13 protein-coding genes are annotated in these 26118 nt (G+C 64.2%); all 13 read left to right on the top strand.

The genetic code is table 11. The features are described from left to right. Positions 1–166: 166 nt before the first annotated feature. The 13 genes from C0099_RS12885 (at position 167) to C0099_RS12825 (ending at position 26116) form a co-directional block, all read left to right on the top strand. Entirely contained in the window at positions 167–1633 is a 1467-nt protein-coding gene (locus C0099_RS12885; protein ID WP_102247794.1) for a hypothetical protein, read from the top strand. An 80-nt stretch (positions 1634–1713) separates the two neighbouring features. Further along, entirely contained in the window at positions 1714–2631 is a 918-nt protein-coding gene (locus C0099_RS12880) for a peptidylprolyl isomerase (protein ID WP_102247793.1), read from the top strand. Between the two features lie 68 nt (positions 2632–2699). Further along, positions 2700–3503 (top strand): ABC transporter permease, encoded by an 804-nt coding sequence (locus C0099_RS12875; RefSeq protein ID WP_102247792.1) that lies wholly within the window; start codon positions 2700–2702, stop codon positions 3501–3503. Positions 3504–3506: 3 nt separating this feature from the next. Beyond that, positions 3507–4697, top strand: a complete 1191-nt coding sequence (locus C0099_RS12870) for an ABC transporter ATP-binding protein (RefSeq protein WP_102247791.1) — start codon at positions 3507–3509, stop codon at positions 4695–4697. Further along, positions 4694–6460 (top strand): glycosyltransferase, encoded by a 1767-nt coding sequence (locus C0099_RS12865; protein WP_164084929.1) that lies wholly within the window; start codon positions 4694–4696, stop codon positions 6458–6460. The genes C0099_RS12870 and C0099_RS12865 overlap by 4 nt, the downstream gene beginning before the upstream one ends. A gap of 230 nt (positions 6461–6690) precedes the next feature. Further along, a complete protein-coding gene (locus C0099_RS12860; protein ID WP_123785262.1) occupies positions 6691–8247 on the top strand; it encodes a hypothetical protein in 1557 nt (518 codons plus the stop codon). A 185-nt stretch (positions 8248–8432) separates the two neighbouring features. Next, complete coding sequence (locus C0099_RS12855) at positions 8433–13439, top strand: glycoside hydrolase family 99-like domain-containing protein (protein WP_102247788.1); 5007 nt, start codon at positions 8433–8435, stop codon at positions 13437–13439. After that, complete coding sequence (locus tag C0099_RS12850) at positions 13436–15952, top strand: tetratricopeptide repeat protein (RefSeq protein ID WP_102247787.1); 2517 nt, start codon at positions 13436–13438, stop codon at positions 15950–15952. The genes C0099_RS12855 and C0099_RS12850 overlap by 4 nt, the downstream gene beginning before the upstream one ends. Positions 15953–15982: 30 nt before the next feature. Beyond that, the gene (locus C0099_RS12845) at positions 15983–18376 is read left to right on the top strand and encodes a tetratricopeptide repeat protein (RefSeq protein ID WP_102247786.1); all 2394 of its coding nucleotides are present in this window, start codon (positions 15983–15985) and stop codon (positions 18374–18376) included. Between the two features lie 97 nt (positions 18377–18473). Continuing rightward, complete coding sequence (locus tag C0099_RS12840) at positions 18474–20441, top strand: O-linked N-acetylglucosamine transferase, SPINDLY family protein (RefSeq protein ID WP_102247785.1); 1968 nt, start codon at positions 18474–18476, stop codon at positions 20439–20441. Positions 20442–20841: 400 nt separating this feature from the next. Beyond that, the gene (locus tag C0099_RS12835) at positions 20842–22719 is read left to right on the top strand and encodes a tetratricopeptide repeat protein (protein WP_199797612.1); all 1878 of its coding nucleotides are present in this window, start codon (positions 20842–20844) and stop codon (positions 22717–22719) included. 10 nt (positions 22720–22729) lie between these two features. Continuing rightward, positions 22730–24553 carry a glycosyltransferase gene (locus tag C0099_RS12830; RefSeq protein WP_164084962.1) on the top strand — a complete coding sequence of 608 codons (1824 nt, stop codon included), beginning with the start codon at positions 22730–22732 and terminating at the stop codon, positions 24551–24553. Positions 24554–24694: 141 nt separating this feature from the next. Then, positions 24695–26116 carry an MBL fold metallo-hydrolase RNA specificity domain-containing protein gene (locus C0099_RS12825; RefSeq protein ID WP_102247784.1) on the top strand — a complete coding sequence of 474 codons (1422 nt, stop codon included), beginning with the start codon at positions 24695–24697 and terminating at the stop codon, positions 26114–26116. Positions 26117–26118: the final 2 nt, after the last annotated feature.

Raw genomic sequence — 26118 nt, 5'->3', positions numbered from 1 at the left:
GAGGGTGGCTATCGGAGAGCTCTCGACAGCTGTTGTGTTTTTGCAACCGCCGCAGTTCATGGCGCATGCGTCGGTTGTCTTTCCAGCGAATGCCGTGCTAAGTTTTGTCCGCGCGTGATATTCAATTGTTGTTGCGCTAATCCAGGCTTAAACCAAGGAGTCTTACATGAAGAAAAACCTTCTCGCACTGAGCGTGGCCGCCGCTCTCGGCACGGGTGCGTCCGTCGCTATGGCCCAATCCTCGATCGAGCAGATTGGCACCGGCAACGCTCTGGTCGTCCCGTACTACACGGTTCAGAATGGCAACGCCACGCTGATCAACATCGTCAACACCGACACCGTGAACGGCAAGGCGGTCAAGGTTCGCTTCCGCGGCGCTTCGCGCTCGGACGACGTGTTTGACTTCCAGGTGTTCCTGTCGCCGTACGACATGTGGACGGCCAACGTCAGCGTCGGTCCGGACGGCATCGCCCGCCTGACCACCACCGACACCAGCTGCACCCTGCCGGCCGACGTCAATCAGTCGTTCGTCACGGTCCGCCTGGAGCGCCACTTCGACGAGGACGAGCTCGCCGAGCAGACGCGCGAGGGCTACGTCGAGATCATCAACATGGGCGATGTGATCGACAGGGACGGCGTCACGACGCTTTCGACCTCGGACGCGCGTCGTCAACTGTTCGACACGATCAAGCACAGCAACGGTGTCCCGGCGTGCAGCCAGTCCGTCCTTGAGACGATCGTCAGCACGACGGCAAATGCGCCCTCTGAGACTGGCACGGATCATCGTCGTCTGTCGAATAGCGCCACTGGCGGTCTGATGGCCAACGCGACCATCATCAACGTCGAAGAGGCTTCGGCTTGGGGCGTCGAGGCTGAGGTGGTGAATACGAACGGTCCGCTCTTGACTCGCTACTGGTCGCAAACGGATGAGGCTTTCTCGGGTACTCTGGGCGATGGAACCGGAGTGAACGATGTCACCTTGGATGCGGTGTTCCTGCGCGATATCGAAGATCTGGCCCAGTACGACCTGCCGGATCTTTCGACCCCGCGTGGTGGCTGGAGTCCGATGGCTCAAGTGGGCTACGTGAACAACAACATCATCGGCGAATCCGCTTGGTTCGCCAACGAGTACATCACCGACGACAGCATCTTCGCCGAAACCGACTGGGTCATGAGCATGCCGACCCGTCGTTACCAGGTTGAAGAGCGTTTCGTGAATCCGACTGACGTGAGTCAGTCCTCATACTCGGTTCTCAACGGCTTCTCGGCCGTGGTCAAGAACAATGGTTGCCTCGATGTTGATTCGTTCAAGTTCTACGATCGCGAAGAGCGCACGACCGGTACCGGCGTCGTGATCTCCCCGGGACAGGTTCAGCGTCTCGAGCTGTGCGGCGAAGTGGCCGTCGTGTCGTTCAACCGCGGCGGTGTCGCGAACCCGTCGGGCGCGCTGGGTGCCGAAATCACGCTCAACGACGCCACGCTGCCGTACCAGGACGGCTGGGCTTCGATCAGCTTCGACGCTGCCCTGCCGATCATCCCGTACGCCTTCATCAAGGCGAACAACGGTGGTTCGGGTGCGACCAATATGAACTTCGGTGGCGTCTGGCGTCACCGTGTTGGCGGCGACACCTAACCTGCCCGGTTGATGTTGTAGTTTCGGAAAAGGCGGCCTGGCCGCCTTTTCTTTTTTGTGTAGTCACAAGGTGAGGCTCGATGTTCAAACGATTCACTGATCAGGCCAGGATGTTGATGCTTGTAGGCGGCATCCTCGCCGCCCCCGTGATCCATGCCGATACCCCTGAAGTGTTGGTCCGCCTCGGCGACGTGGAAATCACCGCGCTCGACGTGGAAGCCGATCTGCAACGCTTCGGACCCAAGCAGCGCGAACTGGCAGCCGGCGACGACATGACGGTTCGCCGTATTGCGGGAAGCCTGTTGTATTGGCGCGTACTCGCCAAAGAGGCGGAAGAAAGCGGCCTGCTCGAGAAGGACCCCGTCGCGGCGGCGCGGCTGCGCCATGCCTCGGAGCGTGCGCTGGGAGAGCTGTACATGCTCTCGGAAGACAACCGTACCTACCCCACCGACCGGGTCGAGGCGCTCGCGCGTGCCGATTACGTCGCGAACCAGGAGAAGTTTCGCGAGAAGGCGAAGTTCGAGGCCAGCCACATCCTGCTGAGGGCGGATTCGGCCGAGACTCCCGAGGCGGCGGCAGCCGAACTGGAGTCGCGCAAGAACAAGGTGCTGTCTGAACTGGCTGCAGGCCGCCCCTTCGAGGAAGTCGCGAAGGAGTATTCCGAAGATCCAGGGTCCGCGGCAGCCGGCGGCAGTCTCGGCGAGTTCGAAACGGGCAGCATGGTCCGCGAGTTCGACAAGGCCTTGTCCGAACTCGGGAAGCCCGGTGACCTGTCACCGTTCGTCGAATCGCGCTTTGGCTGGCATCTCATCCGCCTCGATGGCATGACGCCGGCGCGCGTTCCGCCGTTCGAGGAGTTGCGAGACCAGTTGGTCGCGCAGAAGCGACAGCAGCTGGCGCGCGAACACCGGCAGGCGCGCGCCGAACAGATGCAGACGGATCCGAACATCGAGGTCAATGAGCAGGCCATCGAGGACTTCGTAGCCCGCCACAAGTGATTCGCTTGTGTGAATGAGCATCCCCGGAGAGCGTACAATCGGCTCTCAACGAAAAGACGCCCTCCGGAATGCTGGCCACGCTCGGACACGAATACGCCCAACTCGTAAGGAACCGTTCGCTGCTGTGGATGCTGTCGCGGCGCGAACTCAGCGCGCGCAATGCGGGCAGCGCGCTCGGCCTTCTCTGGCTGTACTTGCAGCCTCTGGGGTTGTTGGCCGCCTACTTTCTTCTGTTCGATGTGGTTTTCGGCGTCCGCCTCGATCCCGAGAGCGGTACCCGCCGCCTCGGCGCCTATCTGGTCGTCGGGATGATTCCCTGGATGTGTTTCGCCGACAGTCTCCAGCGCGGCACCGCGTCGCTGGTGGAGTCCGGCACACTCTTGCAGAAGACCGCGTTGCCGCTGGTCCTGTTTCCGGCGCGCGCAGTGATCGCCGGATCCCTGGTCTTTCTTCCTTTTTTCCTCGCCCTCGTCGTCTTCGCATCGATCCGCCATGGTTCGCCCGGCGTCGTGCTGTTCGCGCCGCTGCTGTTTCTGGCTCAGCTCACGGTGATGTTACTGCTGGCCTATCTGCTGGCGATCGTGACCGCGGCCATGCGTGATGTTCAGCAAGTGGTGGGTTTTCTGCTTGCAATCGGGCTGTTCTGCTCTCCGGTACTCTATCCGCAGTCCATGCTGCCCGACGGACTGGCCTGGCTCTTGTGGCTGAATCCGATGACGCCTCTGGTGGTCGGCTGGCAGGAAGTCGTCCTCCTGGGCGGGATTCGCTCCGCGACCATCCTCTACGCCGTCGCCGCATGGATCGTCGGCGCGTGCGTGTTGCTCGCGCTATTCCTGCGCCGCGCACGCGAGCAAATCGTGGATTGGCTCTGACCGATGCTGCACGTCGAATCGTTGTCCAAGTCCTATCGCATCTTCGAGTCGCCGCGTGCGCGACTGAAGTATCTGCTCTCGCCGCGCGCGCTCGCCCCCAGGCTGCACCGCGCCCTGGACGACGTGAGTTTCTCGCTCGAACCCGGGCAATGCCTGGGCGTCGTCGGTGACAACGGCGCCGGAAAAAGCACGCTGCTCAAGCTCATTGCCGGAGCCATCTCGCCGAGCTCGGGACGCGTCGTGCGTGAAGGGCGCCTGACCGCGATTCTCGAACTTGGTGCGGGATTCCATCCGGAGTTCAGTGGTCGCGAGAACATCCGCTTTGCCGGTGCGCTGATCGGCATCCCGGCGGACGAGATGCGTTTGCGCGAGCCCGAAATTCTCGACTTTGCTGAAATCGGTGATGCGATCGATCGGCCGGTCAAGACCTATTCTTCCGGCATGGCCGTACGGCTGGCGTTCGCGCTGGTCACTTCGGTCGAACCTGACATCCTGATCATCGACGAGGCGCTTGCAGTCGGCGATCAGCACTTCCAGCGCAAGTGCATCGAGCGCATCGAGTCGTTCCGCCGGCGTGGGTGCACGATTCTGTTCTGCTCTCACAGCATGTACCACGTGCGTCGCCTGTGCGACCGCGCGGTGTGGTTGCGCGAGGGCCGGGTGGCGGCCACCGGCGCGACCGAGGCGGTGGTTTCCGAGTACGAGGCATGGGTACGCATCCGCGACCGCGTGCAGACTGTGCCGGACGACTCCGATGCGAAGGGGGGCGAGCGAGGCGTGCAAGCAGAGGTGGGGGAGCGCCGCCTCGACGGCGTGACCGTCGCCGGCATCGGCGACGGCGATCCAGGCGTACTGGAGAGCCGCGATCTCGCAGTCACGCTTCATGCCCGCATGCCAGATGGCGAGACACCGGCGCTCGCCATCCTGCTCGAGCGCTCCGACGGCGTCGGCATCACCGCGGTGGGAACCCACGCGGACGACTTCCTTCCCGTGCGGCAGTCAGACGGACGCTGGAGTGCGACCGTACGTTTCCCCGACATTCCCTTGTATTCCGGTGAATACCAGGTATCGGCCTATCTCTTCGACGCCGCGGGCGTCGCGGTGTACGACGAGTGGAAGCACTGCGCGCGCTTCCGTTTCGTCTATCCCACGCTGGAAACCGGCATCGCACGCCTGCCGCACGAATGGTCATGAGCGGTCAGTCACGTCTTTCCATACGCGTACGTCTGGCACTCGCGCTGCACGATTCCCTCGAACTGCTGCTGTTGCCCGGTCTGGCGGCGATTCTGCCATGGCCGCTGTGTTATCGCGTTCTGCGTTGGGCGAGCCGCTTCGAGAATCTGTACCGCGAACGCTGGGAACCTGCGCTCGCGGCTGCGCGCACCGCCGGGCGCGTCGCCGACGATCGCACCTGGGCGCGTCACGCGCGCCTTGTCGCGATGATCGATCATGCCGACCTCTACGTCCTCATGACCCGCCCTCGTCGGGCGCTCGCCGCGCGTTTCACGCGAAGTGGCAGCTGGCCGTCGCCCGGCACCGCCTTCATCGGCTACACCTTCCACTGGGGCGCGGGGTTCCCGGCGCTGTGGGATCTCGCCGCCAGCGGCGCGCGCGCGCATCCGCTGGTCGCCGCCCAGCCCGAAGACGGGGCGGGCGTGCCCATCGTGCGGCGCTGGTACTACCGCATGCGCAATCGCTGGATCGCGCGCGTGCTGGGCGCGCCCACGATCGACGTCGGCCGCGACCTGCGGGGCGTGATCGCCGCCCTGCGCGCGGGCGACGGGGTGATCGCCGCGGTGGACGTGCCCGCGCAGGGTGCGGCCTTCGAGCGCGTGCCGTTTCTCGATGGCAGCATCGAGGTGCCGCGCGCCATGTTCCGGCTGGCCGCGGATCGCGGGCTTCCCGCCTGCGTCTTCGTGTCCGACCTCGATTTCGTCAGCGGTCGGCGCAGCGTCGAGGTCGTACCGCTGGCAGCAAGCGATGATGCGGGAGAGCTTGCGTGCCAGGCCTATGCGCATCTGTCGCGTCGCGTCGCGGCCGCGCCCGAAGCCTGGCACTTCTGGGGATCGTGGGAGCATTTTCATCCGCAGTCGGTCGTCGCCTCCGCAGCGCATGCGCAGGCCCCGGTGGATGTGATCGTGCCGGTGTTTGGTGACGCCGTACTCACGCGCCGCTGCATCGAGTCCGTGCTAGCCGCAAGCAGCGACACGCCGTTTGAGCTCGTCCTGATCGCGGACGCACCGCCCGACCCGGCCGTGCTCGCCTGTTGCGAAGCCGCCGCAGTCGATGCGCGCGTGCATCTGCTGCGCAACGAGAGCAATCGCGGCTTCGTGTTCTCGGCCAATCGCGGCATGGCGTTGCATGCGGATCGCGACGTCGTGCTGCTCAACGCCGACTGCGAAGTCGCCGACGGCTGGCTGGACCGGCTCGTCGCCTGCGCCCGTGCGCATCCCGAGGCCGGCACGCTCACGCCGTTCTCAAACGACGCGACCATCTGTTCCTATCCTGCCACGGGGGAAGAGAGTGACCTTCTTCCCACACTGGGTCTGGCCGGCCTCGACGCATTGTTCGCGCGCGAGCATGCCGGGCGGAGCGTCGAGTTGCCGGTCGGGGTGGGCAGCTGTCTGTTCATCCGCCGCGCCTGCCTGGAGCAGACCGGCTATTTCGACGAGGAGGCCTTCGGCCGCGGTTACGGCGAGGAGTGCGACTTCTGCCTGCGCGCCGCCCAGCATGGATGGCGGCACCTGCTGTGTGCCGATGTCTTCGTCTTCCATGCCGGCGGCGCGAGCTTCGGCGAGGAAAAGTCCGTGCTCGTCGAAGCCGCCCAGCGCGTGCTGCGCCAGCGCTGGCCCGACTACGACCAGCGCATCGGCGATTTCGTCCGCCGCGACCCCATCCGGCCCCTTCGTGACGCCATCACCCGCGTCGCCCGCGAAACGCCCGGTGTCCGCTCGTAGATCGCAGGTCACATTGAGCCGTAGGCGAAATGCGACACCTCGGCCGATCTAAGCCATCCCTGGCAGCGTGCCACCCGCAATGGCGGATGTCGCACCTCGCTTCGCCCGCATCGACCCGCGGAGGCGATGTCTGTCGCAAATCGGCCATGAGAGAGGGTTCGCGACGAACTCCAGCATTTGCTGATGTGCTATGTTTCAACTTTTGAGCAGGCGAACATCAGGGGGAGAACATGATAAGGAACAAGCTGCTGGCTTACGGCATCGCTGCACTGGGTTTGGGAAGCGGGGTGGCGCATGCGGGCGCGTTCGGATTCCTCGAAGGTGCCGATGCCTACGGCGGGGCGCTGGTGGTGCCGTATTACACGGTACAGAACGGCAACGTCACGCTGCTCAACATCGTGAACGTCGACCCGGAAAGCGGCAAGGCCGTGAAGGTGCGTTTCCGCGGGGCGGAGCGCTCCGACGACGTGTTCGACTTCCAGGTTTTCCTGTCCCCCGGTGACATGTGGACGGCCAATATCTCCCAGGGGCCCGACGGGCGTGCCCGTCTGACCACTGAGGACAACAGCTGCACCCTGCCCGAGAACGTCAATCGTTCGTTCGAGACCTTGCGACTCTCCGGTGACGAGGCGGCTCGCGCAGCCGGAACGCGCGAGGGTTACGTTGAAATCATCAACATGGGCGACGTCATCGACTATGGCAATGACGCACGAACCGAGTTGTTCGATGCCATCAAGCACGTGGACGGTGTGGCCCCGTGCACCCCGGAAATCCTGCAGTCCGTGGTCTCCGGTGACACCAGCCAGTTGAACGTCGACAACGACGAGAACGGTGAGGCGGAGCGGTTGAATGATGTCGCCACCCCCTTTCTGTACGCCAACGTGACCATCCTGAACCTCGATGAGGCCGCGGCCTGGAGCATGAACGCGGTGCCTGTGGACAGCTTGTTCACGACAATCTTCAGTTCGGAAGGGCTGCCCGAAACCCGTTACTGGTCGCAGACTGCGTCGAAGTTCGATGCCGACCTTGCGCAGGTGACGCTCGATGGCGTTTTCCTGAGCGGTGCGGTCGATCCCGCGCAGTACGATTTCCCTGATCTGTCCACGCCGCGTTATCCGGACAGTTCGCCGATCGAGCAGTACCTGATCACGAGTTTTTATGGCATTGGCGCCTTTCCGTGGCTGTCGAACGAGTTCATCACCGATCAGGAAATTTTCGCGGCGACCGACTGGCTTTTCTCGATGCCGACGCGACGCTATGCCGTCGAGGGACGTCCCTACGAGGGCGGTGTGGTCCATTTAGATACTGCGGATTTCCAGGGGGACGACGGCCGGGGCGTCCTGTTCCCGTTCTCCGAGTACTACGATGCCGACACCGGGTGTGTCCGCGTTGCCGGACTGGAAGTGCAGGATCGCGAGGAGCGTATTCTGACCCCGGATGTCGTCGTCTCTCCGGGAACCACGGTACGTCCCCAGTTGTGTGGCGAGGTCGCCGTGATGTCGTTCAACCGCAAGGGTGCGACGCGCTCCGGGGTCCTCGGTGCCGAACTGACCCTCAACGACATCACCGTGCCCTACGAGAACGGGCATGCGAGTTTCCTGTTCGGTGGTGGCATTTTCGACGAGCTGGATTTCGAGCTTGGCTATGGCCTTCCGGTCATCGCCCAGGCCTTCGTGCGGGCAAACAACGGTGGTTCCGGTGCCGCGAACATGAATTTCGGCGGAAACTGGAAGCATCGGGGTTTCAGTCTTCCCTTCGGCTTTCCGTTCTTCATGGGTGAGCCCTAGATTGATTGATGCGGGGATGTCGCACCTCGCTTCGCTCGCCACGACCTGCGACAGCGGCAGGAGCTTGCGTATGTCGCATTGAGCCGCAGGCGAAATGCGACACCGGGGCGACCGTCAGCACATCCGTTCGCGGCAGCGCGGTGATTTTGGGATAATCGCCCGATGAGATCGACTGCGCCGATGCGATGAGCGAGCCCGACGATTCCGTCCCGAGCGAGGCGGGCGCGCTCGGTGGCGCATCATCGAATGGGCCTTGGCGCGAACACGTCGCTCCACCGCGCCCGCATCGCCCGGTATTGCTGCACGTCGTGCACGATTGGGGCGGCGGCATTGAGCGCTGGCTGTGTGATTTCATCGACCATGACGACGCGCATCGCCATCTCGCGCTGCGCTCGCGCGTTGGTTACGACGGCTACGGGCGGCGGCTGGAACTGTTCGACACCGCTGCGCCCCAGGTTCCGCTACTGCGGCGTGATCTGGCGCTGCCGATTCGCGCGTCGGTGGCCACACACGACGAGACGGCCGCGCTGCTCGACGAAGTCGTGCGCGGCTTCGAGGTCGGCGGCGTCATCGTCTCCTCGCTGCTCGGTCACTCACTTGATGTGCTTGCCACCGGCCTGCCGACGGTCTTCGTCGTGCACGACTACTATCCCTTCTGCCCGGCGCTGACCACGCGCTTCGGCACCGTCTGCGGCGAGTGTCCGCGCGAGCGCCTGACTACCTGCCTGAGCGAGAATCCCGACAACGTCGTGCGCGGCGCAGTCAGCGCCGACGGGTGGCTGGCCGTGCGCGAGGCCTTCGCGCGCGCGCTCGACGCGCCACAGGTGCGCGTGGTCGCGCCTTCGCGCGCCGCGCTCGATCATCTGGCCGCACTGTTTCCGGCGATGAGCCTGCGCGCTGCCCGGGTCGTGCCCAACGGCATCGACGAGGGCTTCGGTAACGCGACCGCCGCACGCGGCGATCGCGCCCGCCTGCGCGTGGTCGTGCCGGGACGGCTGGCGTCGCACAAGGGACGTGAGGAGCTGGCGGCGCTGCTGCCGCGCATCCACGATTTCGCCGACGTCTTGCTGCTCGGCTGCGGCGAGGGCGGGGAGTTCTTTCGCGATCGCGCCGGCGTGAGCATCGTTCCCGACTACGCGCATGAAGCCCTGCCGCGCCTGCTCGGCGAGCACGCGCCTGATTGCGCGCTGTTGCTTTCCGTGTGGCCCGAGACCTTCAGCTACACGCTCAGCGAGATGGCCGCCAGCGGCGTCGTGCCGGTCGCGCGTCGCATCGGCGCGTTTGCCGAGCGCATCGGTGACGATGTCGACGGTCTGCTGTTCGACGACGCCGACGATCTGGTTTTTTCGTTGCAAGGGCTGGCCGCCGAGCCCGAACGCCTGGTGCGTCTGCGCGCCGGGCTCGCACGCCGCGAAGTGCCGCGCATCGGCGCCATGGTGGCGGCCTATCACGAGGTGCTCGGGCCGTTGAAGCGCCCCGAGCGCGCCGCGTCGCACCTGCTGTTCGAGCTGGGCGCGCGGCTGGGCGAGACGGCTGCCGATGCGCGGCGCGAGCGTGCGCAGGCCACTGCGATCCATGCGCAACTGGCCGAGGCAGGGCAGCGCATCGAGCGGCTCGAACTCGAACGTGAAGCGACCCGCCCGCGTGACGGCCCCAATGACCGGGGCGTCGCACCTCGCTTCGCTCGCCACGACCTACGGTCGATGGCCCCGGATACGGTCGGTACGGCCGTAGGTCGCGATGAGCCGCAGGCGAATTGCGACACCCCGGCCGAGGTGAGGCACTACCGAAACGTCACGCCTTCTGACGTGTCAGCCGGCCCGCTCGACAAGGCACGCATCCGCGCCCGCCTCATTGGGCGTGCCGCACTGGCCGCGTGGGCGCGAGCGGGCGGGCCGCTGGCCTTGCTGCGGCGCGTCGGCCGTGTGTGGCGGCGCGGCGGATTGCGCGGCGTGCGCTCGGCGCTGCGCGACTTCGCGCTGATCGGCTCGGCAGATCTGCCGGCTGCGACCACGGCGACGCCACCGGCACCCGCCGCCCTGCCGGCCACGCCCGATGCGCGCGCGGCGGAGTACGCGCCCCATCCGTGCCCCGGGCCGGACGTGGCTTCGCGCATCCGCGCCATCGCCTTCTATCTGCCGCAGTTCCACCCGATTCCCGAGAACGATGCGTGGTGGGGCCGGGGCTTTACCGAATGGACCAACGTCGCGCGCGGCGTGCCGCAGTTTCCGGGTCATTACCAGCCGCGCCTGCCGGCCGACCTGGGCTTCTACGACCTGCGCGTGCCCGAGGTGATGCGCGAGCAGATCCGTCTTGCGCGACGCCACGGCCTCCACGGCTTCTGCTTCCACCACTACTGGTTCTCGGGCCGGCGCCTGCTCGAACGCCCGGTCGACGCCTTCCTCGCCGACGCCTCGCTCGATTTCCCGTTCTGCCTGTGCTGGGCCAACGAGAGCTGGACGCGGCGCTGGGACGGCAGCGAGGAGGACGTGCTGATCGCGCAGCACTACCGCGTCGAGGACGAAGCGCGTTTCATAGACGACTTGCTGCCCTATCTGCGTGATGCGCGCTACATCCGCGTCGAAGGCCGCCCCGTGCTGCTGGTCTATCGCGTCGACCAGCTGCCCGACCCGCAGCGCGCGGTCGCGACCTGGCGCACCGCCTGCCGGGAGGCGGGTGTCGGCGATCCGCTGCTGCTCGCGGTGCAGTCGTTCGAGACGCTCGATCCGCGCGACTACGGCTTCGACGGCGCGGTGGAGTTTCCGCCGCACCACTATCACATCCCCTTCATCAACGAGGCCATCGACGGCCTCGCGCCGAACTACGCCGGCTCCATCCGCGAGTACCGCGTCGCCGTCGAGCGTGCCGAGGCGCAGCCGTGGCCCGACTACCGCTGGTATCGAGGCGTGATGCCGTCGTGGGACAACGAGGCGCGCAAGCCGGGGCGCGGTGCCGTGTTCCACGGCGCGACCCCCGACCTGTACGCGCGCTGGCTCGGCCACGTGTGCGCGCAGACCGACGCACGCCACACGACATCGGACGACAAGCTGGTCTTCGTCAATGCCTGGAACGAATGGGCCGAGGGTGCCTATCTGGAGCCGGATCGGCGCTACGGCCACGCCTTCCTGCGCGCTACGGCCGACGTGCTCCAAGCCTTCCCGACGCGCGCGGCGCGTTGCGTGCTGGTGGTCGGCCACGACGCCCACCCGCACGGCGCGCAGATGCTCACGCTGCACCTGCTGCGCAGCCTGCGCCGCGACTTCGGCTGCGAACCGCATCTGCTGCTGTGCGGGCCCGGCGTGCTGCGCGAGGCTTATGCGCGCGAGGCCGTCGTGCATGACGTCGCCGGCCTCGGGCCGGAGAGCCGGCGTGAAGTCATCGCCGGCTTGCGTGCCCAGGGCATCACCGAGGCGATATGCAACACGGCCGTGGTGGGGCTTGAACTCGAGCAACTGGTGGCGGCCGGCATGCGCTGCGTGAGCCTGATTCACGAGATGCCCGGCGTGATCCGAGCACAGCGTCTCGAAGCCTCGGTCGCCAAAATCGCGCGGCTCGCCGAGCGCCTGGTGTTCGCGGCCGACTGCGTGCGTGACGCGTTTGCCGCAGTGCAGCCAGTGGATGCGACCAAGTGCGTCGTGCGCCCGCAAGGCCTGTACCAGTTGAACCCGTATGTCGTTCGCCGCGAGGCCGTGCGTGCCGAGGTGCGTGCCGAACTGGGGTTGGATGCCCGCGCGCGCATCGCGCTGGGCCTGGGCTTCGCCGATGTGCGCAAGGGCGCGGATCTGTTCGCGCGTGCCGCGGCGAACGAGGGGTACGATGCTGACACGGTATTCGCATGGGTCGGCCACGAAGACCCGGACACGTTGGCCGCGATCCGCGCCGAGCCCGGTTGCGCGGGTGCCATCGCGAGCGGGCGGCTGCGCTTCATGGGGCGGCGCGCGCCCGACGAGGCGCAACGCCTGCTCGCCGCGGCCGACGTATTCGTGCTCGCTTCGCGCGAGGACCCGTATCCCACGGTGGTGCTCGAGGCCATGAACGCCGGCCTGCCGGTGGTGGCCTTCGACGGCGGAGGTGGCTATGCGGACCTGCTGCGCGAGGGTTTTGGCGAACTCGTGCCGATGGCCGACGCCGACGCGCTGGCGCAGGCCGTGGTGCGCGCGCTCGCAGTTCCCGCTGACAAGCGCTTGCACCGTGCCGAGGCCGCGCGCGAATGCGTGCATCGACGCTTCGGCTTCGCCGACTACGTGGCCGATCTGCTTGGCCTGCTGGGCGAGCGCTCGCCCGGGGTGTCGGTGATCATCCCCAATTACAACTACGCGCGCCATCTGCCTGAGCGCATCCGTAGCGTGCTCGCACAGACGCGTCGGCCACGCGAGATTCTGCTGCTCGACGACGCATCCACCGATGACAGCGTCGCGGTGGCCGAGCGCGAGCTGGCCGTCGGCGATGTGCCCTGGCGCATCGTGCGCAACGCCGCCAACGCCGGCTGCTATGCGCAGTGGCTGCGCGGCATCGCGCTGGCGAAGAACGAACTGGTGTGGATCGCCGAGGCCGATGATGCCTGCGAGCCCACGCTGCTCGAGACCCTGCTGCCGGCCTTCGATGATGCGCAGGTGGTGCTGGCCTGTTGCCAGTCGCGCCAGATCGACGAGGCCGGGTGCGAGATCGCGCCCGACTATCTCGATTACGTGCGCGACCTCGATCCGGTCAAATGGACGCGGCCCTACGTCAACGACGGCCCGGACGAGATCCGCGAAGCCCTCGTCGTGCGCAACACCATTCCCAACGCCAGCGCGGTGCTTATGCGCAGGCCCGATCTTTCAGCGATTCAGTCTTCGCTGCTACGGTTATCTCATGCCGGAGACTGGTTCGTGTATCTGCACCTGCTCGAGTCGGGTAGGATTTCATACTTTCCGGCTGCGCTGAACAGCCACCGGCGCCATCGCGAAAGCCTCACCTTGCGTCCTGATCGCGCACTGCGTTTGATGCGGGAGATCGTCGAAGTGCAGCAGGGGGTGATTTCCCGGACGGGAGTTGACGACCGGACAAGAGAGCGTATCGACCGAAGCAATCAGCAGGTCTGGCAGGTGCTCGGCCTGCAAAGCCGAACCTGCCGGCGCTGGAATCAGGATGCGAGGCTCTCGTCAGCCGGGTTCACCGTAGGCCAGAACAAGCAAGGGGAAGAATATTGAAAGGCGTTCAGGAACTCGTCCGGCAGGGAAAACTTGTCGAAGCGGATGCTTTGGCCAAGCGTTATCAGGACACCTATCCGGATCGGCCAGAGGTCTACTTTGGGCGAGGTATCGTCCAAAGGCTGCTCAAGAACTGGCCGAATGCAGTGAAGTTGTTCGACCGCGCTGCGGTCCTCAAGCCGGACAGCGAGCAATACCGTGTTTCGCTGGTCAACGTATTGATCGAAAGTGCTCACTTCGGCGAGGCAGAACGTCTGGCGCGCTCCGCGCTCGAACGATTCCCGCAGTCCGAGGGGCTCCGCACGGCGCTGGGACTCGGGCTGATGTATTCGGGTATGAACGAGGAGGCCGAGAAAGTCTTCAGGGACTTGCTCGACCGAAAGCCTGACGATCCCGGCGTTTTGATGTATCTGGCCGATTGCATGCACCGCATGGGCAGGTTTGCCAGCGTCGAGCCTGCGATGCGCGAAGCGATCGAGAAATACCCGCGTTCCATCGAATTGAACCGCAGGTTCGTGATGATGCTCGGCGAGGAAGGGCGAGTCGACGAGGCGATCGATCATCTCGCTGCAGTCAGGGGGGCGCTTCCGGAAGCGCAATACTGGGTGTTGATGGGAGAGGTCCTCGAGGCCGGTGCGCGCGAAGGGTTTGCGCTCGATTGCTTCAACAATGCCCTGGTGCAGGATTCGGGTTTGCTCCCCGCGCTCAATGGCAAGACGCGCGCGCTCGTTGCATCGGGATTCCATGACAAGGCCGCAGCGTGCGCCAAAAGCGCACTGAAGCGAGATCCGTTGTCATCCGACGCCCATATCGCCACGGCCCTCGTCCTGCAGACGAAAAAGCGGATTTCGCCAGCCCTCGAGCATGCCTGGCGGGCGGTGAGCCTGGATCCTTGTTCGCGCGACGGTCACCTGATTCTCGGACTGCTGTTGGTCGAGTCCGGTGATCATGCAAATGCATTGAAGGCCTTGCATCGCGCGGTGAAGCTGGGCCCGCGAAACGCGACTGTCCACGCTTCTTTGGGACAAGCTCTGTACGGAGCGAAGTCGAGAGAAAAAGCGCGTGTGGCGCTCGAGGAGGCTTTGCGCCTTGCGCCCCAGCGATTCCATGTGAAGATTGACCTTCTCAGTGTCAGCAGGGACTTGTGCGATTGGGACAGAGTCGAGTGCTTGGAAAAGGAACTGATCGACGCTGCGCCGGACGAGTATGTCAGCCCACTTCTGGCCTGCGCGATGAAGAGCGTTTCGCGTCGCTATTTGCTCGAGGCAGGACAAAGCGTTGGAAAAGCCATTGAAAAGGCACGGATCGGCGACGGCAGAGCGGTTTTCGATCATGGCGACCGGCAGGGAAAAGGCCGTCCCGAGCGTTTGAAGCTTGCTTATCTTTCGAGCGACTTCCGTCAGCACGCGGTGTCCTTGTTGGCGGTCGAACTTTTCGAGTCGCATGACCGGGGCCGCTTCGAGCTGTTCGCATATTCCGCGGCGCCCGACGATGGCAGTGATCTGGGCAGGAGGGTCCTTTCTGCTTTCGATCACGTGAGAGACGTCAGCGGTCTGGATGATGCTGCTTTGGCACGCTCCGTCGTCGAAGACGGGATCGACATCATCGTGGACCTCAACGGCCATACCAAGGGCGCTCGCCTGGGGGCACTCGCGCAACGCCCTGCTCCCGTCCAGGTCACGTATCTTGGTTACCCGGCGACGACAGGCTTGGACTATATCGACTATATCGTCATCGACGAAGTCCTGGCTCCAGAGCATGAAGCGGAAGACTATTCGGAGAAGTTCGCGTACGTCGAGGCGAGCTACCAATGCAATGATTCGCACCGTAAGATCGGCAAGAGGCCCGACCGCGAATCCTGCGGCCTCCCGAAGAAGGGTTTCGTTTTCTGTTGCTTCAATCAGCATTACAAGATTACGCGAGAGGTATTTGCCGCCTGGTGCGATATCGTTGCGTCATCTCCGGGTTCCGTTTTGTGGCTTGCCGCTGGAGATGAAGGCGCGCGCAAGGCGCTCAAAGCCCGGTTTGTGGAAAGCGGGCTTCAAGAGGACAGGCTGGTTTTCGCGTCCGTCGTACCCTATTCGGAGCACCTGGCACGGCTTCAAAACGCGGATCTCGCGCTCGATACCGCGCCTTACAACATGCATACCACGGCCAGTGACATCCTGTACGCGGGCGTTCCGATACTCACGATCGAGGGGCAGACCTTCGCTTCGCGAGTGGGGGCGAGTTTGATGACTGCGATTGGAATTCCCGAGCTGGTCGCGAGCGATCTGGCTGAATACAAAGCGAGAGCTGTGGATATTTCGAAAAGCCGGAAGGAGGCCGCTGCCCTGAAGGCGCGCCTCCAGGACGGAGTGACCGGCTGCAGGCTGTTCGATGGAAATGCCTTCGCCAGGCAGGTCGAAAACCTCTTCGATCAGATGTGGTGTCGATTCGATCGAGGCCAATCGCCGGCGGTCCTGCGTGTCGGTGATGGTCCGTCCGGTTCTTCAGTCGGAGAAAAGGATTGAGCGTTTTTCATATCATGGAGCCAGCCCGTCGTGACCCACGCCGAAAGTAAAGGGGCCTCGTTCGACGCGGACCTTGCCGTGCGTGAAGCCGTCATGGCCCATCAGTCGGGCGACAGGGCCCGGGCGCGAGAGCTTCTGGCGCGCGTGCTCGAAGTGAATCCTGACCACTGCGATGCGCACCACAATCTGGGTATTCTGTTTGCCCTGGAAGGTGCCATGGAGAAGTCGCTCCCGCACTTTTTCGCTGCATGGAAGAATAACCCCGGCCATCGGCAGTATGGTCTGAGTTTGATCCGTGCGCTCGCAAGGAGCGGTCGGGCGGATGAGGCCGTATCGGTTCACCGTGACGGAATCGCTCGCGGGCTGTCGTGGCCCCCACTCGACATGATCGTCGGGGCGAGGGGAGGTGGCGACGGTGAAAGACCGGCCGTGAAGTCCGTTGGCGGGCCCCGTTCATCTCGTGACGAACTGCGTTCCCGAATCATCGCTGCCATCGAGGCCGGTGATTGGTCGCGCGTGGAGCCACTTGCCCAATCTTTCACCCAGGACTTCGGTGACGCAGCATTTGGCTGGAAGGCTCTGGGTATCGCCTATTGGAAGACTGATCGATCTTCGGAGGCGTTGCCAGCGCTTCGCGCTGCGATCGAACGGGATCCCGGTGACTGGAATACATACGCTGCGTTGGGTAGGGCCTGTTTCAAGACCAATCTTCTTGCCGAGGCTGAGAACGCTTTTCGAGCCACGATTCGCCTGAATCCCGATGCGGGCGAAGAGCTGGCGCATCTCGGGAATGTGCTTTTAACCCTCAATCGCGATGAAGATGCAGAGCCCGTTCTCAAGCGTGCATTGAACTGCAAGCCCGTTCCGGTGATGGGGCTCTCGCTTCTGGCCCAATTACGGGAGCGACAGGGCAAGTTGGACGATGCGATTCGTCTCTTTCGAAAAGCGCTCGCCAGGGATGATTCGAATGCGGCGGTTCGTGCGAATCTGGCTGAGGGCCTGAGGCGTTCTGGTTCATCGAAGGAGGCGGAGTCCTTGCTCCGCAAGGGGCTTCTCGCCGATCCGGGGTCATCCCTGCTTTGGCATGTTCTGTGTCGCATCTATTCGGATCAGGGACGCCTGGATGAGGCTGAAGCGGCCCATCGGGAAAACTTGCGACACAACCCGAACGACCTGGTCTCGCTTGGAAATCTGCTGTTTTTCAACAATTACACTACCGGGACGTCCGCCAGAAAATGCGTTGAGGATGCGATCGATTGGGGGAGGGCTGCGCAGGCATGCGCGCAGAATCCGTTTACGGCCTGGGAGGCAGACCGGGCGCCTGAGCGATTGAAGGTAGGGCTGGTGTCAGGGGATTTTCGTCGCCACCCGGTGGGGTTCTTTCTCGAGAACTTCCTTTCTCATGCGTCGGGAAAAGGTATTGAATGGGTCGCTTATCCGACCATTCCCGATTCTGATGATCTTACCGCTCGGCTCCGCGCGAACATGTCTTCCTGGCGCCCGCTGACGGGTCTGGATGACCGCGCGGCGGCGCAACTGATACATGAGGACGGCGTACATGTCCTGATCGACCTGGCGGGGCACACTGCCTTCAACCGACTTGCGATGTTTGCCTACAGACCGGCACCGATACAGGTCAGCTGGCTGGGCTATTTCGCAACGACCGGACTCGACGCTATCGATTATTTTGTCGCAGATCCCGTGAGTTTGCCGGAGTGCATCGAAGAGCAATTTGTCGAAGAGATCTGGCGGCTACCCGAGACGCGCTTATGCTTCACCCCGCCGGACACTGACTTGCCCGTAGAGACTCTGCCGGCGCTACGACGCGGTCACGCTACCCTGGGCTGCGTGCAGAATGTTGCGAAGCTGAACGACGGAGTACTTTCCGTCTGGGCAAAAGTGCTGGAGTCCATACCTTCGGCACGTTTGCGGATCCAGAATGAAGCATTGTCGCGTGCCGATGGTCGAGCGAGCTTCCGTGCCAGACTGATCGAGCACGGAATCGATCAGGGTCGCGTTGATCTTCATGGTTCGATGCCGCGCGAGGCATACCTCAAGGCCTTTGGCGAAATTGACATCCTGCTCGACACTTTTCCGTACTGTGGCGGCACGACCACTTGCGAAGCTTTGTGGATGGGTGTCCCGACCGTCACGCTGGCCGGAAACGCCCTCATTTCGCGTCAAGGCGCAGGGCTGATGAGTGCGGCTGGGCTTGAGGATTGGATTTGCGTCGACGAGGATGATTATGTTCAAAAGACCGTCGAGTTCTGCTCGTCGATCGAGCAACTCGCAGAGCTCCGTGCATCGTTACGTGATCATGTGATGCATTCGCCGTTGTTCGATGGGCGACTTTTTGCCGAGCATTTTACGGCGGCATTGTGGGAAATGTGGCGCAATTTTGACCGCGCTCGCGGTGTTGGCTAAAGCGGTGACTATACGGTTTTCACTTGCGGGTTTCCTGGGTAGACGTTCTCATGGCCGAGCCGTTGCCGTCGCCTTTTGATGAGGAAGTTTTTTGAGGATGGATCCAGAGTCATGTGCCGCGCTCGTAAGGAAAGGGGAGTTCCACGACGCCGCTACTCTTGCTGAGTCCATCCTGGCAGGCGATCCGCAGTGTTCGAAGGCTTGGTACTTTCTGGGCCTCGCCAGACTTCTCCTGAATGAGCATGAGGCGGCCTGCCTGGCCTTCGAGCAGACCATCTCGCGCCTGCCGAATCACTCAGCTGCATTTCATTATCTCGCTATTGCGCTGCAGCGCCTGGAGCGACGAGCGCGTGCGTCGGAAATGTTCCAACGCAGTCTCGCGCTCTGTCCGGATGTGGCGCATTGGTGGGCCAATGCCGCAGCGAACGCCTTTGAGTGCAGGCGTTTCAAGGACGCCGTTGAACTCGCTGGCAAGGCGATTTCAATTGATCGTACGACAGGGTCGGCCTGGTTGGTGCGTGGCAACGCCCTGTTTGAAATGGGTGATTTCGTCGGAGCCGTGGCCGCGCTGGAACGAGCTGCCGAACAACTTCCCGATCGTGAGGATGTTCGCGCAGGTCTGGCGCTCGCTTATGATGAGGTCGGTCGCGGTAACGAGGCACTGGCGCTACTCGACGGCCTGGTGCGAAAGTCGCCAACGTTGATCGAGGGGCAGGCCAATTACGCGACGGTGCTTCTTCGGCACGGCTATGTCGAAGAGGCGATCAAGCATTTTCGCGTGGCTTTGGGCCTCAACCCGGAACGGCTCAATGTCTGGACTTCCTATCTGTTTGCGCTGACACATTCCGCGAGAGTGTCGCTGGACGAGGGGTTTGGCGAACACTGCCGGTTTGGGCGCATCGTTGAAAGGCCGTGGCGGGATCGTTGGGGGGGCTGGAAGTGTGATCCGGACCCTGAGCGCAGATTGCGCGTGGGCTTCGTCTCCGGTGACCTTCGCAACCACCCTTTGCGCTACTTCATCGAGCCGGTTTGGGAGGGGCTGGAGCCGGACACGTTCGAGATTTTTGCCTACAGTTCGTGTCCGCAAGAGGACGCCGTTTCCGAAGGTCTGCGCGGGAAGGTATCCAGCTGGTGTAACGTTCATGCCCTTGACGACGATGCACTCGCGTCGCGAATCCGCAGCGACCGGGTCGATATCCTGGTCGACCTGTCCGGTCATACGACCTACAACCGGCTGACCGTATTCGCCCGCAAACCTGCGCCCTTGCAGCTTACGTGGATCGGATACCCCGCGACGACCGGGCTGACGGCGATTGATTACCGGTTCGTCGCCGCTCCTGCTGACTTTTGCAGACAACTGGCGCCGTGCTTCACCGAAAAACTGATCGCGCTCGGTGACGCGGTGATTTTCAGACCAGAGGCTGTGTTGCCGCCAGTCACTCCGCCGCCGGTGCTCGAGCGCGGACAATTCACCTTCGGCAGCTTCAATCGTCTTGCCAAGGTCAGTGCCTCGACCATCGCGCTCTGGGCCAGGGTGCTCACTCAGGTACCCGATGCCAGGCTTCTGATCGGGGCGATTGATGATGAGCGGTCGGGCGCAAAAATTGTCGAGGCTCTTACCCGCCTCGGCGTGGGGCGCGACCGGCTGGAACTTCGCCCACGCGTGGGCATGGCGGACTACCTGAGAATGCACGCCGAAGTCGATCTTCTGCTCGACACGGTCCCGTATGCAGGAGGAACGACGACCAATCACGCGCTGTGGATGGGGGTTCCGACCTTGTCGCTGGATGGGGGCGGTCTGCAGCAACGTTCCGGCTCCGGGCGCATGCGCGCCTTGGGCCTCGACGAATGGATTGCCGCAGACGAGGACGACTATGTCACGAAGGCGGTGGCGGCGGCATCCCGGACCGAACCGCTCGTTCGTTTGCGTTCCACTTTGCGTGAGCGGCTCGAGCAACGGGCCGCCGAAACAACCGGCAGTAGGCGGGTAGCCCTGGCTTTGCGGGCGATCTGGCGCCGCTGGTGTTCAGGGGCATCCCCGGACTTCCTGGATCTGAGCGATTGACAGGATGACGCAGAACGTTGCGAGGATGGCCAGATACATGGCGTACGGCGCACAGTGACCCACACCTGCCTGAAGGCGCGAGGGCGAAGACGGGTTGCGTGAAGCGCTGCTTCGCGCCGCCGCAGTAGTTCTGCATGGGCTTGTTAGCCTATCGGTTCGCAAACGCCATGCTAGACTGCGATCCGGTTTGAATAACCGGTAGGCGGCCAAGCGTGTTTTCATGTTGTGTCGAGCACCCTTCGGGGGGTACGGGCTCGCGGTCGCCATGGTCCGAATGGCCGTCCTCCGTCCGATCATGAATCGAGAAAAGCGTTTCGCGAGCATCTACTGGTTCGCGCTCAGTGCGCTGGTACTCGCGATCTATCTTCCCGGCCTGCAGCATGCGCTGATCTTCGACGATGTGCGCCTGCTCGATGGCTCCATCTTTGAACTCTACGGCTCGCTCTTCGAATTGCGCCAGCGCATGCTCTCCTACGGCAGTTTCGTGTGGGTCGAGGCGCTCGTGGGCGACGGGTGGTGGAAGCAACGCCTGGTCAATGTAGCGCTCCACCTTGCAGTGGTGGTGGCGCTCTATGCGCTGTTTGCACGCCTGCTCAGTATTGCGCTCCGGCAGTCCCAAGGGGTAGTAGTCGACCTTAAGCCGGCAAACGGCCTGGGACCATCCGGACTGGCGGCGCTGCGCGTAGGCGTGGCGCTGTTCGCCGTCAATCCGGTGGCCGTGTATGCGGTTTCCTATTTGGTTCAGCGCTCCGTACTGATGGCGACCCTGTTCTCGGTACTCGCCTGTCTGGCCTTTGTGCTCGGGCTGGAGCGAGGTCGCGGGGCGTGGTTCGTTGCGGCGATCCTGTTCTATGCGTTTGCGTTGCTGTCCAAGGGCCACGCCTTCATGATTGCGGCAATGTCGGTGCCGCTGTATGTCTTCGTGCGAGGCCCGAACTGGCGTGCCCTGGCCTGGATCCTGATTGGAGGAGGTGGCGTGCTGGTGGCCGCAGTGGCCGGGCTGCTGCATTTCTACGGTGATCTCGTCGGCAAGGCCTTCGACCCGGCCTCCCGCATCTACATCGCCCAGATCGAAGCGCTCGCTCCGGGCGTTGCGGACAGTGTCTGGGCGCTGAGCATCCTGAACCAGACGGCGTTGTTCTTCGCTTATGGGTTCCTTTGGTTCGTGCCCAACGTGCTGTGGATGTCGGTCGATCTTCGGCCTGAATTCCCGCTGTCCTGGTTGTCTTTCCCGGAACTGCTCGCGGCGCTGGTCTGGCTTGCCTTGCTTGCGCTCTGCGTTCATGCGGTGCTGCGCCGACGTGGCCTGCCCGCGCTGCTCGGACTGTGCATGCTGTTTCCGCTGCTGCTGTTCGTCACCGAGTTTGCGACGGTGTGGATCCAGGACCCGTTCGTCCTCTACCGCAGCTACCTGTGGGCGATCGCTATGCCGGGCATGATTGCCGTGCTGTTGTGTTCACTGCGACCCGGCACGCTTTATGTGGGCGGGCTGGTCGTTGCGCTGCTCTTTTCCGGGCTGGCGCTCGAGCGCAGCCTGTCGTTGGCCAGCGCCTACAGCGCCTGGAACGATGCAGTCGAAAAGGTGGACCTGGGAGCGGACGCGTCGGCGGTGGGACGCTGGCGCCCGTTTCTCAACCGCGGAAGTTACTTTCTCGAGCATTCGATGTATCGGCAGGCTGCCAACGACTTTGCACGTGCCGTGCAACTGGGCGAGGGAGAGGGCTCGGCCAGCTTCAACCTGGGTGTTGCCCTGCAGCAGATGCAGCGGGACGAAGAAGCGTTGGCGGCGTTCGAGGCCGCTCGCGAGAAGGGCTTCGATGAGGCTGGCCTTCACTTTCACCGGGGTGAGTCACTGTACCGACTCGGTCAGTCCGGAGAGGCGGTAAAGGCCTATTCGGCGGCACTGAAGCGGCCACGGCAGGCACCCGAGGTTCGCGATCACACGCGAATGCGGCGTGCGGAGGCTGCGGTGGCCGCGCGCGACTTCTCGCTCGCAGCGAAGGATTTTGAAGCCTTGCTGGTGCGCGATCCGGGCAACGTGCGAGTGCTGACCGGGCTGGGGATGGCCTACGTCGGTCAGCAACGCGGAACCGACGCCTTGCGCGTTTTCGATGCCCTGCTCGAGCGTCGCGAAGCCCCCACCTTGCGCTACGGCCGTGCCATGGCGCGAGCGCTCGCGGGCGATCGTGCGGGGGCGATCATCGATATCGAAAACGCCCTGGCCGTCGAGCCCGACAACCCGGCCTTCCGCCAGTTGCGCGAGCAACTCGGGCGCTGAGGGCGGGGCGATGCGAATTCTCCATGTCGGCAAGTTCTATCCGCCCTACGCCGGAGGCATGGAGGTTTTCCTTGCCGATCTGGTCGCGGCCCAGCGTGCGCGGGGCGACGAGGTTGTCGTCCTCGTACATGGACTGCCGCTGCCGGACGACCCCCCTTGGCTGAAGCGCGTGCCGGTACTGTGCCAGGCCGTCTATGCGCCGCTCGCACCGGTTTTTCCGTTCGCCCTGCGCCGGCTGTTGCGCGAGTTCGAACCCCAGGTGCTGCACCTGCACATGCCCAATCCTTCGGCTTTCAGCGCGCTGTTGTTCGCCGCTGCGTTGCGTGTGCCGTGGGTCGTACACTGGCATGCGGATGTCGTCGCGGCAAAAGGCAGAGCGCGCCTGTCGCTCGCCTACCGCCTGTACCGACCTTTCGAGCAGTTGCTGCTGGCGCGTGCCGCGCGCGTGATCGCCACTTCGCCACCGTACCTCGACGCCAGTGAACCGCTGAAGCGATGGCGGGACAAGTGCAGCGTCATCCCGCTGGGGCTCGATCTGTCGCGATATCCGGCTCAGCCCGATATGAAGCAGGATAGCTGGACCTGCGGCGCGTTTCGTGTGCTCGCGGTTGGTCGGTTGTCGCACTACAAGGATTTTCCGACGCTCGTGCGCGCCGTGTCCGGGCTGACAGGCGTCGAATTGCTGCTCGCCGGTGACGGCGAGCAGCGCTCGGAGCTGGAGGCGCTCGCCGATGCCGCGCAGGGCAGGGTGCGGCTCCTGGGCGCGGTGTCGGATGCGCGCAAGGACGCACTGCTGGCGAACTGCGACGTGTTGTGCCTGGCGTCGATCGAGCGCAGCGAGGCCTTCGGTCTGGTGCTGCTCGAGGCGATGCGTTACGCCAGGCCTTGCATCGTGTCCGAGCTGCCCGGTTCGGGTATGCCGTGGGTGGTGCGCGAGGCGCAGGCCGGCTTGCTCGCGAAGCCGGGCGACGTGGCAGATTGGCGGCGCGCCCTCACCCTGCTGCGCGACGATGCGCGGATGCGCGGGGAAATGGGTGAACGGGCGGCGCGGTCCGTTCATCGGCTGTTCTCGATGCAGGCCTGTGCCGATGCCGTAGCCCGGCAATACACGCTCGCCGGGGTGCAGGCCGACACTCCCACCCCACGCCGCGGTTTGCTGGTCGTCATTCCCGCCCGCAACGAGGCGCCGACATTGCCTTCCATCGTCGCGGAACTGATCGAGGCGGGTCATCCCGACATCGTCGTGATCGACGATCACAGCACCGACGGCACCGGTGAAGCTGCCGAGCGCGCCGGGGCGACCGTTCTGCGTGCGGCGCTGCCCCTGGGCGCCTGGGGTGGAATGCAGGCGGGCATCCGCCACGCCATCGCCCATGGCTATTCATCGGTCATCACAATGGATGCCGACGGTCAGCATGACGTCGCCGCCATCCGCTGCCTTCTGGCCGAACGCGACAAGGCTGACGTCGTCATTGGCGCTCATCCCGCGCGCGCCAGCTACGCGCGTCGTATCGCCTGGAACTGGTTTCGCCGCATCAGCGGCCTGGCGGTCGAGGATCTCACTTCCGGATTTCGTCTGTACAACGCCACGGCCATGCAACTGGCCGTCAGCGAGGCCGCGACACAACTCGATTTTCAGGACGTTGGTGTCCTGCTGATGCTGCGTCGCGCCGGCTTGCGTCTGGCGGAAGTGCCCGTGCCCATGAACCCGCGCATTGTCGACCGCTCCCGTGTCTTTGACTCTTGGTGGACTGTCACCCGCTACATGGCCGCCACTACCCTCCTGTGCCTGGCCCGCAGACCCTACCGACCCGTCCCTCGTAGGTCGGGATGAGCCGCAGGCGAATGCCGACGCCGCCGGTGGATGCGCCGGTGTCGCACTCGCTTCGCTCGTCGCGACCTACCCGGAAAAGCAACACGCTACGCTTTTCAATCTATATGTCATCATCCCTTTGTCGTAAAACGGGATGCTGCCATGTCCAATTCGACCATCTGGCCAAAGCTCATCCACCACGGCGGCATCGATGGTGTGACGGGCAGCTGCCATCGCCTGCGTTTCTCCGCGGACCGCTCTCTGCTCGTCGACTGTGGTCTGTTCCAGGGGCAGGACGCCGACCGGGGGGATGGCCTCGACCAGCACCGCGTCCGTTTTCCTGTCGATGATGTGCTGGCACTGGTGGTGACGCATGTGCACATCGACCACATCGGCCGTCTGCCCTATCTGCTGGCGGCTGGCTATGCCGGTCCCATCCTGTGTTCCGTGCCTTCGGCGCGGTTGCTGCCGCTGGTCATCGAGGATGCGCTGAAAGTCGGCTTCACGCGCGATGCGGCCCTGATCGGACGCTTCCTCGACGAGGTCGGCACGCGCCTGGTGCCGCTGGATTACCGCCGCTGGCACGCGCTGGTCGACGACGCGAGGCATCGCGTTCGCGTGCGGCTGCAGCGCGCGGGTCACATCCTGGGATCGGCCTATGTCGAGGTCGACAGCCTCGATCGCTCCAAGGGCCGGACGCATCGCACGGTATTCTCCGGCGATCTGGGCGCGCCGCACGCGCCGCTGCTGCCCGCGCCCAAGTCGCCGTGGCGCGCGGACACGCTGGTCATCGAAAGTACCTACGGCGACCGTCGGCACGAGGATAGGCGCACACGCCGCGCGCGGCTTAGGGCGGCCATCGACCGCGCACTGGAAAATGGCGGTACCGTGATCGTTCCCGCCTTCAGCATCGGGCGCACGCAGGAACTGCTCTACGAGTTGGAGGGGCTCGTCCACGCCGCGCGCAACGCGCGCTGGCGCGACCTGGAAGTGATCGTCGACTCTCCGCTCGCGGCCCGTTTCACCGAGGCCTACCGGGAACTCAAGCCGTGGTGGGACGCCGAGGCCCACCGGCGCCTGCGCAGCGGTCGCCATCCGTTGTCGTTCGACAATCTCTACACCGTCGACGGCCACGAAGAACACCTGCGCACGGTCGAATACCTCGCCACCACCGGCCGTCCCGCCGTGGTGATCGCTGCCAGCGGCATGGCCAGCGGCGGGCGCGTCGTGAACTACCTCAAGCGCATGCTCCCCGACCCGCGTCATGCGGTGCTGTTCGTCGGCTACCAGGCGCCGGGAACGCCGGGGCACGCGATCGCCCGCTACGGTCCGCGCGGCGGCTGGGTGGAGCTGGACGGCGCCCGCGTCGACATCCGCGCCCGTGTAGGCACCATCGGCGGCTACTCCGCCCACGCCGACCAGCGCGACCTGCTCAACTTCATCCGCCGTATGCGTCACCCGCCCGCCCACGTGCGCCTGATCCACGGCGACGCCGGCCCCAAGCAGGCCTTCAAGGCGGGAATTGAAGCATGGGCATCAGGCTGCGGCCACCCCGTGCGTGTCACGCTCGCACACCAGTCGTGATC

Source organism: Pseudazoarcus pumilus (assembly GCF_002872475.1).
Taxonomy (GTDB): domain Bacteria; phylum Pseudomonadota; class Gammaproteobacteria; order Burkholderiales; family Rhodocyclaceae; genus Pseudazoarcus; species Pseudazoarcus pumilus.
The sequence above is the reverse complement of the archived record's forward strand: the minus strand, read 5'-3'. Positions and strand labels throughout refer to the sequence as shown.

Excerpts from the sequence above, each read along its gene's own strand:
- C0099_RS12885 (WP_102247794.1), top strand. The coding sequence starts at position 167 with ATGAAGAAAAACCTTCTCGCACTGAGCGTGGCCGCCGCTCTCGGCACG.
- C0099_RS12880 (WP_102247793.1), top strand. The coding sequence starts at position 1,714 with ATGTTCAAACGATTCACTGATCAGGCCAGGATGTTGATGCTTGTAGGC.
- C0099_RS12875 (WP_102247792.1), top strand. The coding sequence starts at position 2,700 with ATGCTGGCCACGCTCGGACACGAATACGCCCAACTCGTAAGGAACCGT.
- C0099_RS12870 (WP_102247791.1), top strand. The coding sequence starts at position 3,507 with ATGCTGCACGTCGAATCGTTGTCCAAGTCCTATCGCATCTTCGAGTCG.
- C0099_RS12865 (WP_164084929.1), top strand. The coding sequence starts at position 4,694 with ATGAGCGGTCAGTCACGTCTTTCCATACGCGTACGTCTGGCACTCGCG.
- C0099_RS12860 (WP_123785262.1), top strand. The coding sequence starts at position 6,691 with ATGATAAGGAACAAGCTGCTGGCTTACGGCATCGCTGCACTGGGTTTG.
- C0099_RS12855 (WP_102247788.1), top strand. The coding sequence starts at position 8,433 with ATGAGCGAGCCCGACGATTCCGTCCCGAGCGAGGCGGGCGCGCTCGGT.
- C0099_RS12840 (WP_102247785.1), top strand. The coding sequence starts at position 18,474 with ATGGATCCAGAGTCATGTGCCGCGCTCGTAAGGAAAGGGGAGTTCCAC.
- C0099_RS12830 (WP_164084962.1), top strand. The coding sequence starts at position 22,730 with ATGCGAATTCTCCATGTCGGCAAGTTCTATCCGCCCTACGCCGGAGGC.
- C0099_RS12825 (WP_102247784.1), top strand. The coding sequence starts at position 24,695 with ATGTCCAATTCGACCATCTGGCCAAAGCTCATCCACCACGGCGGCATC.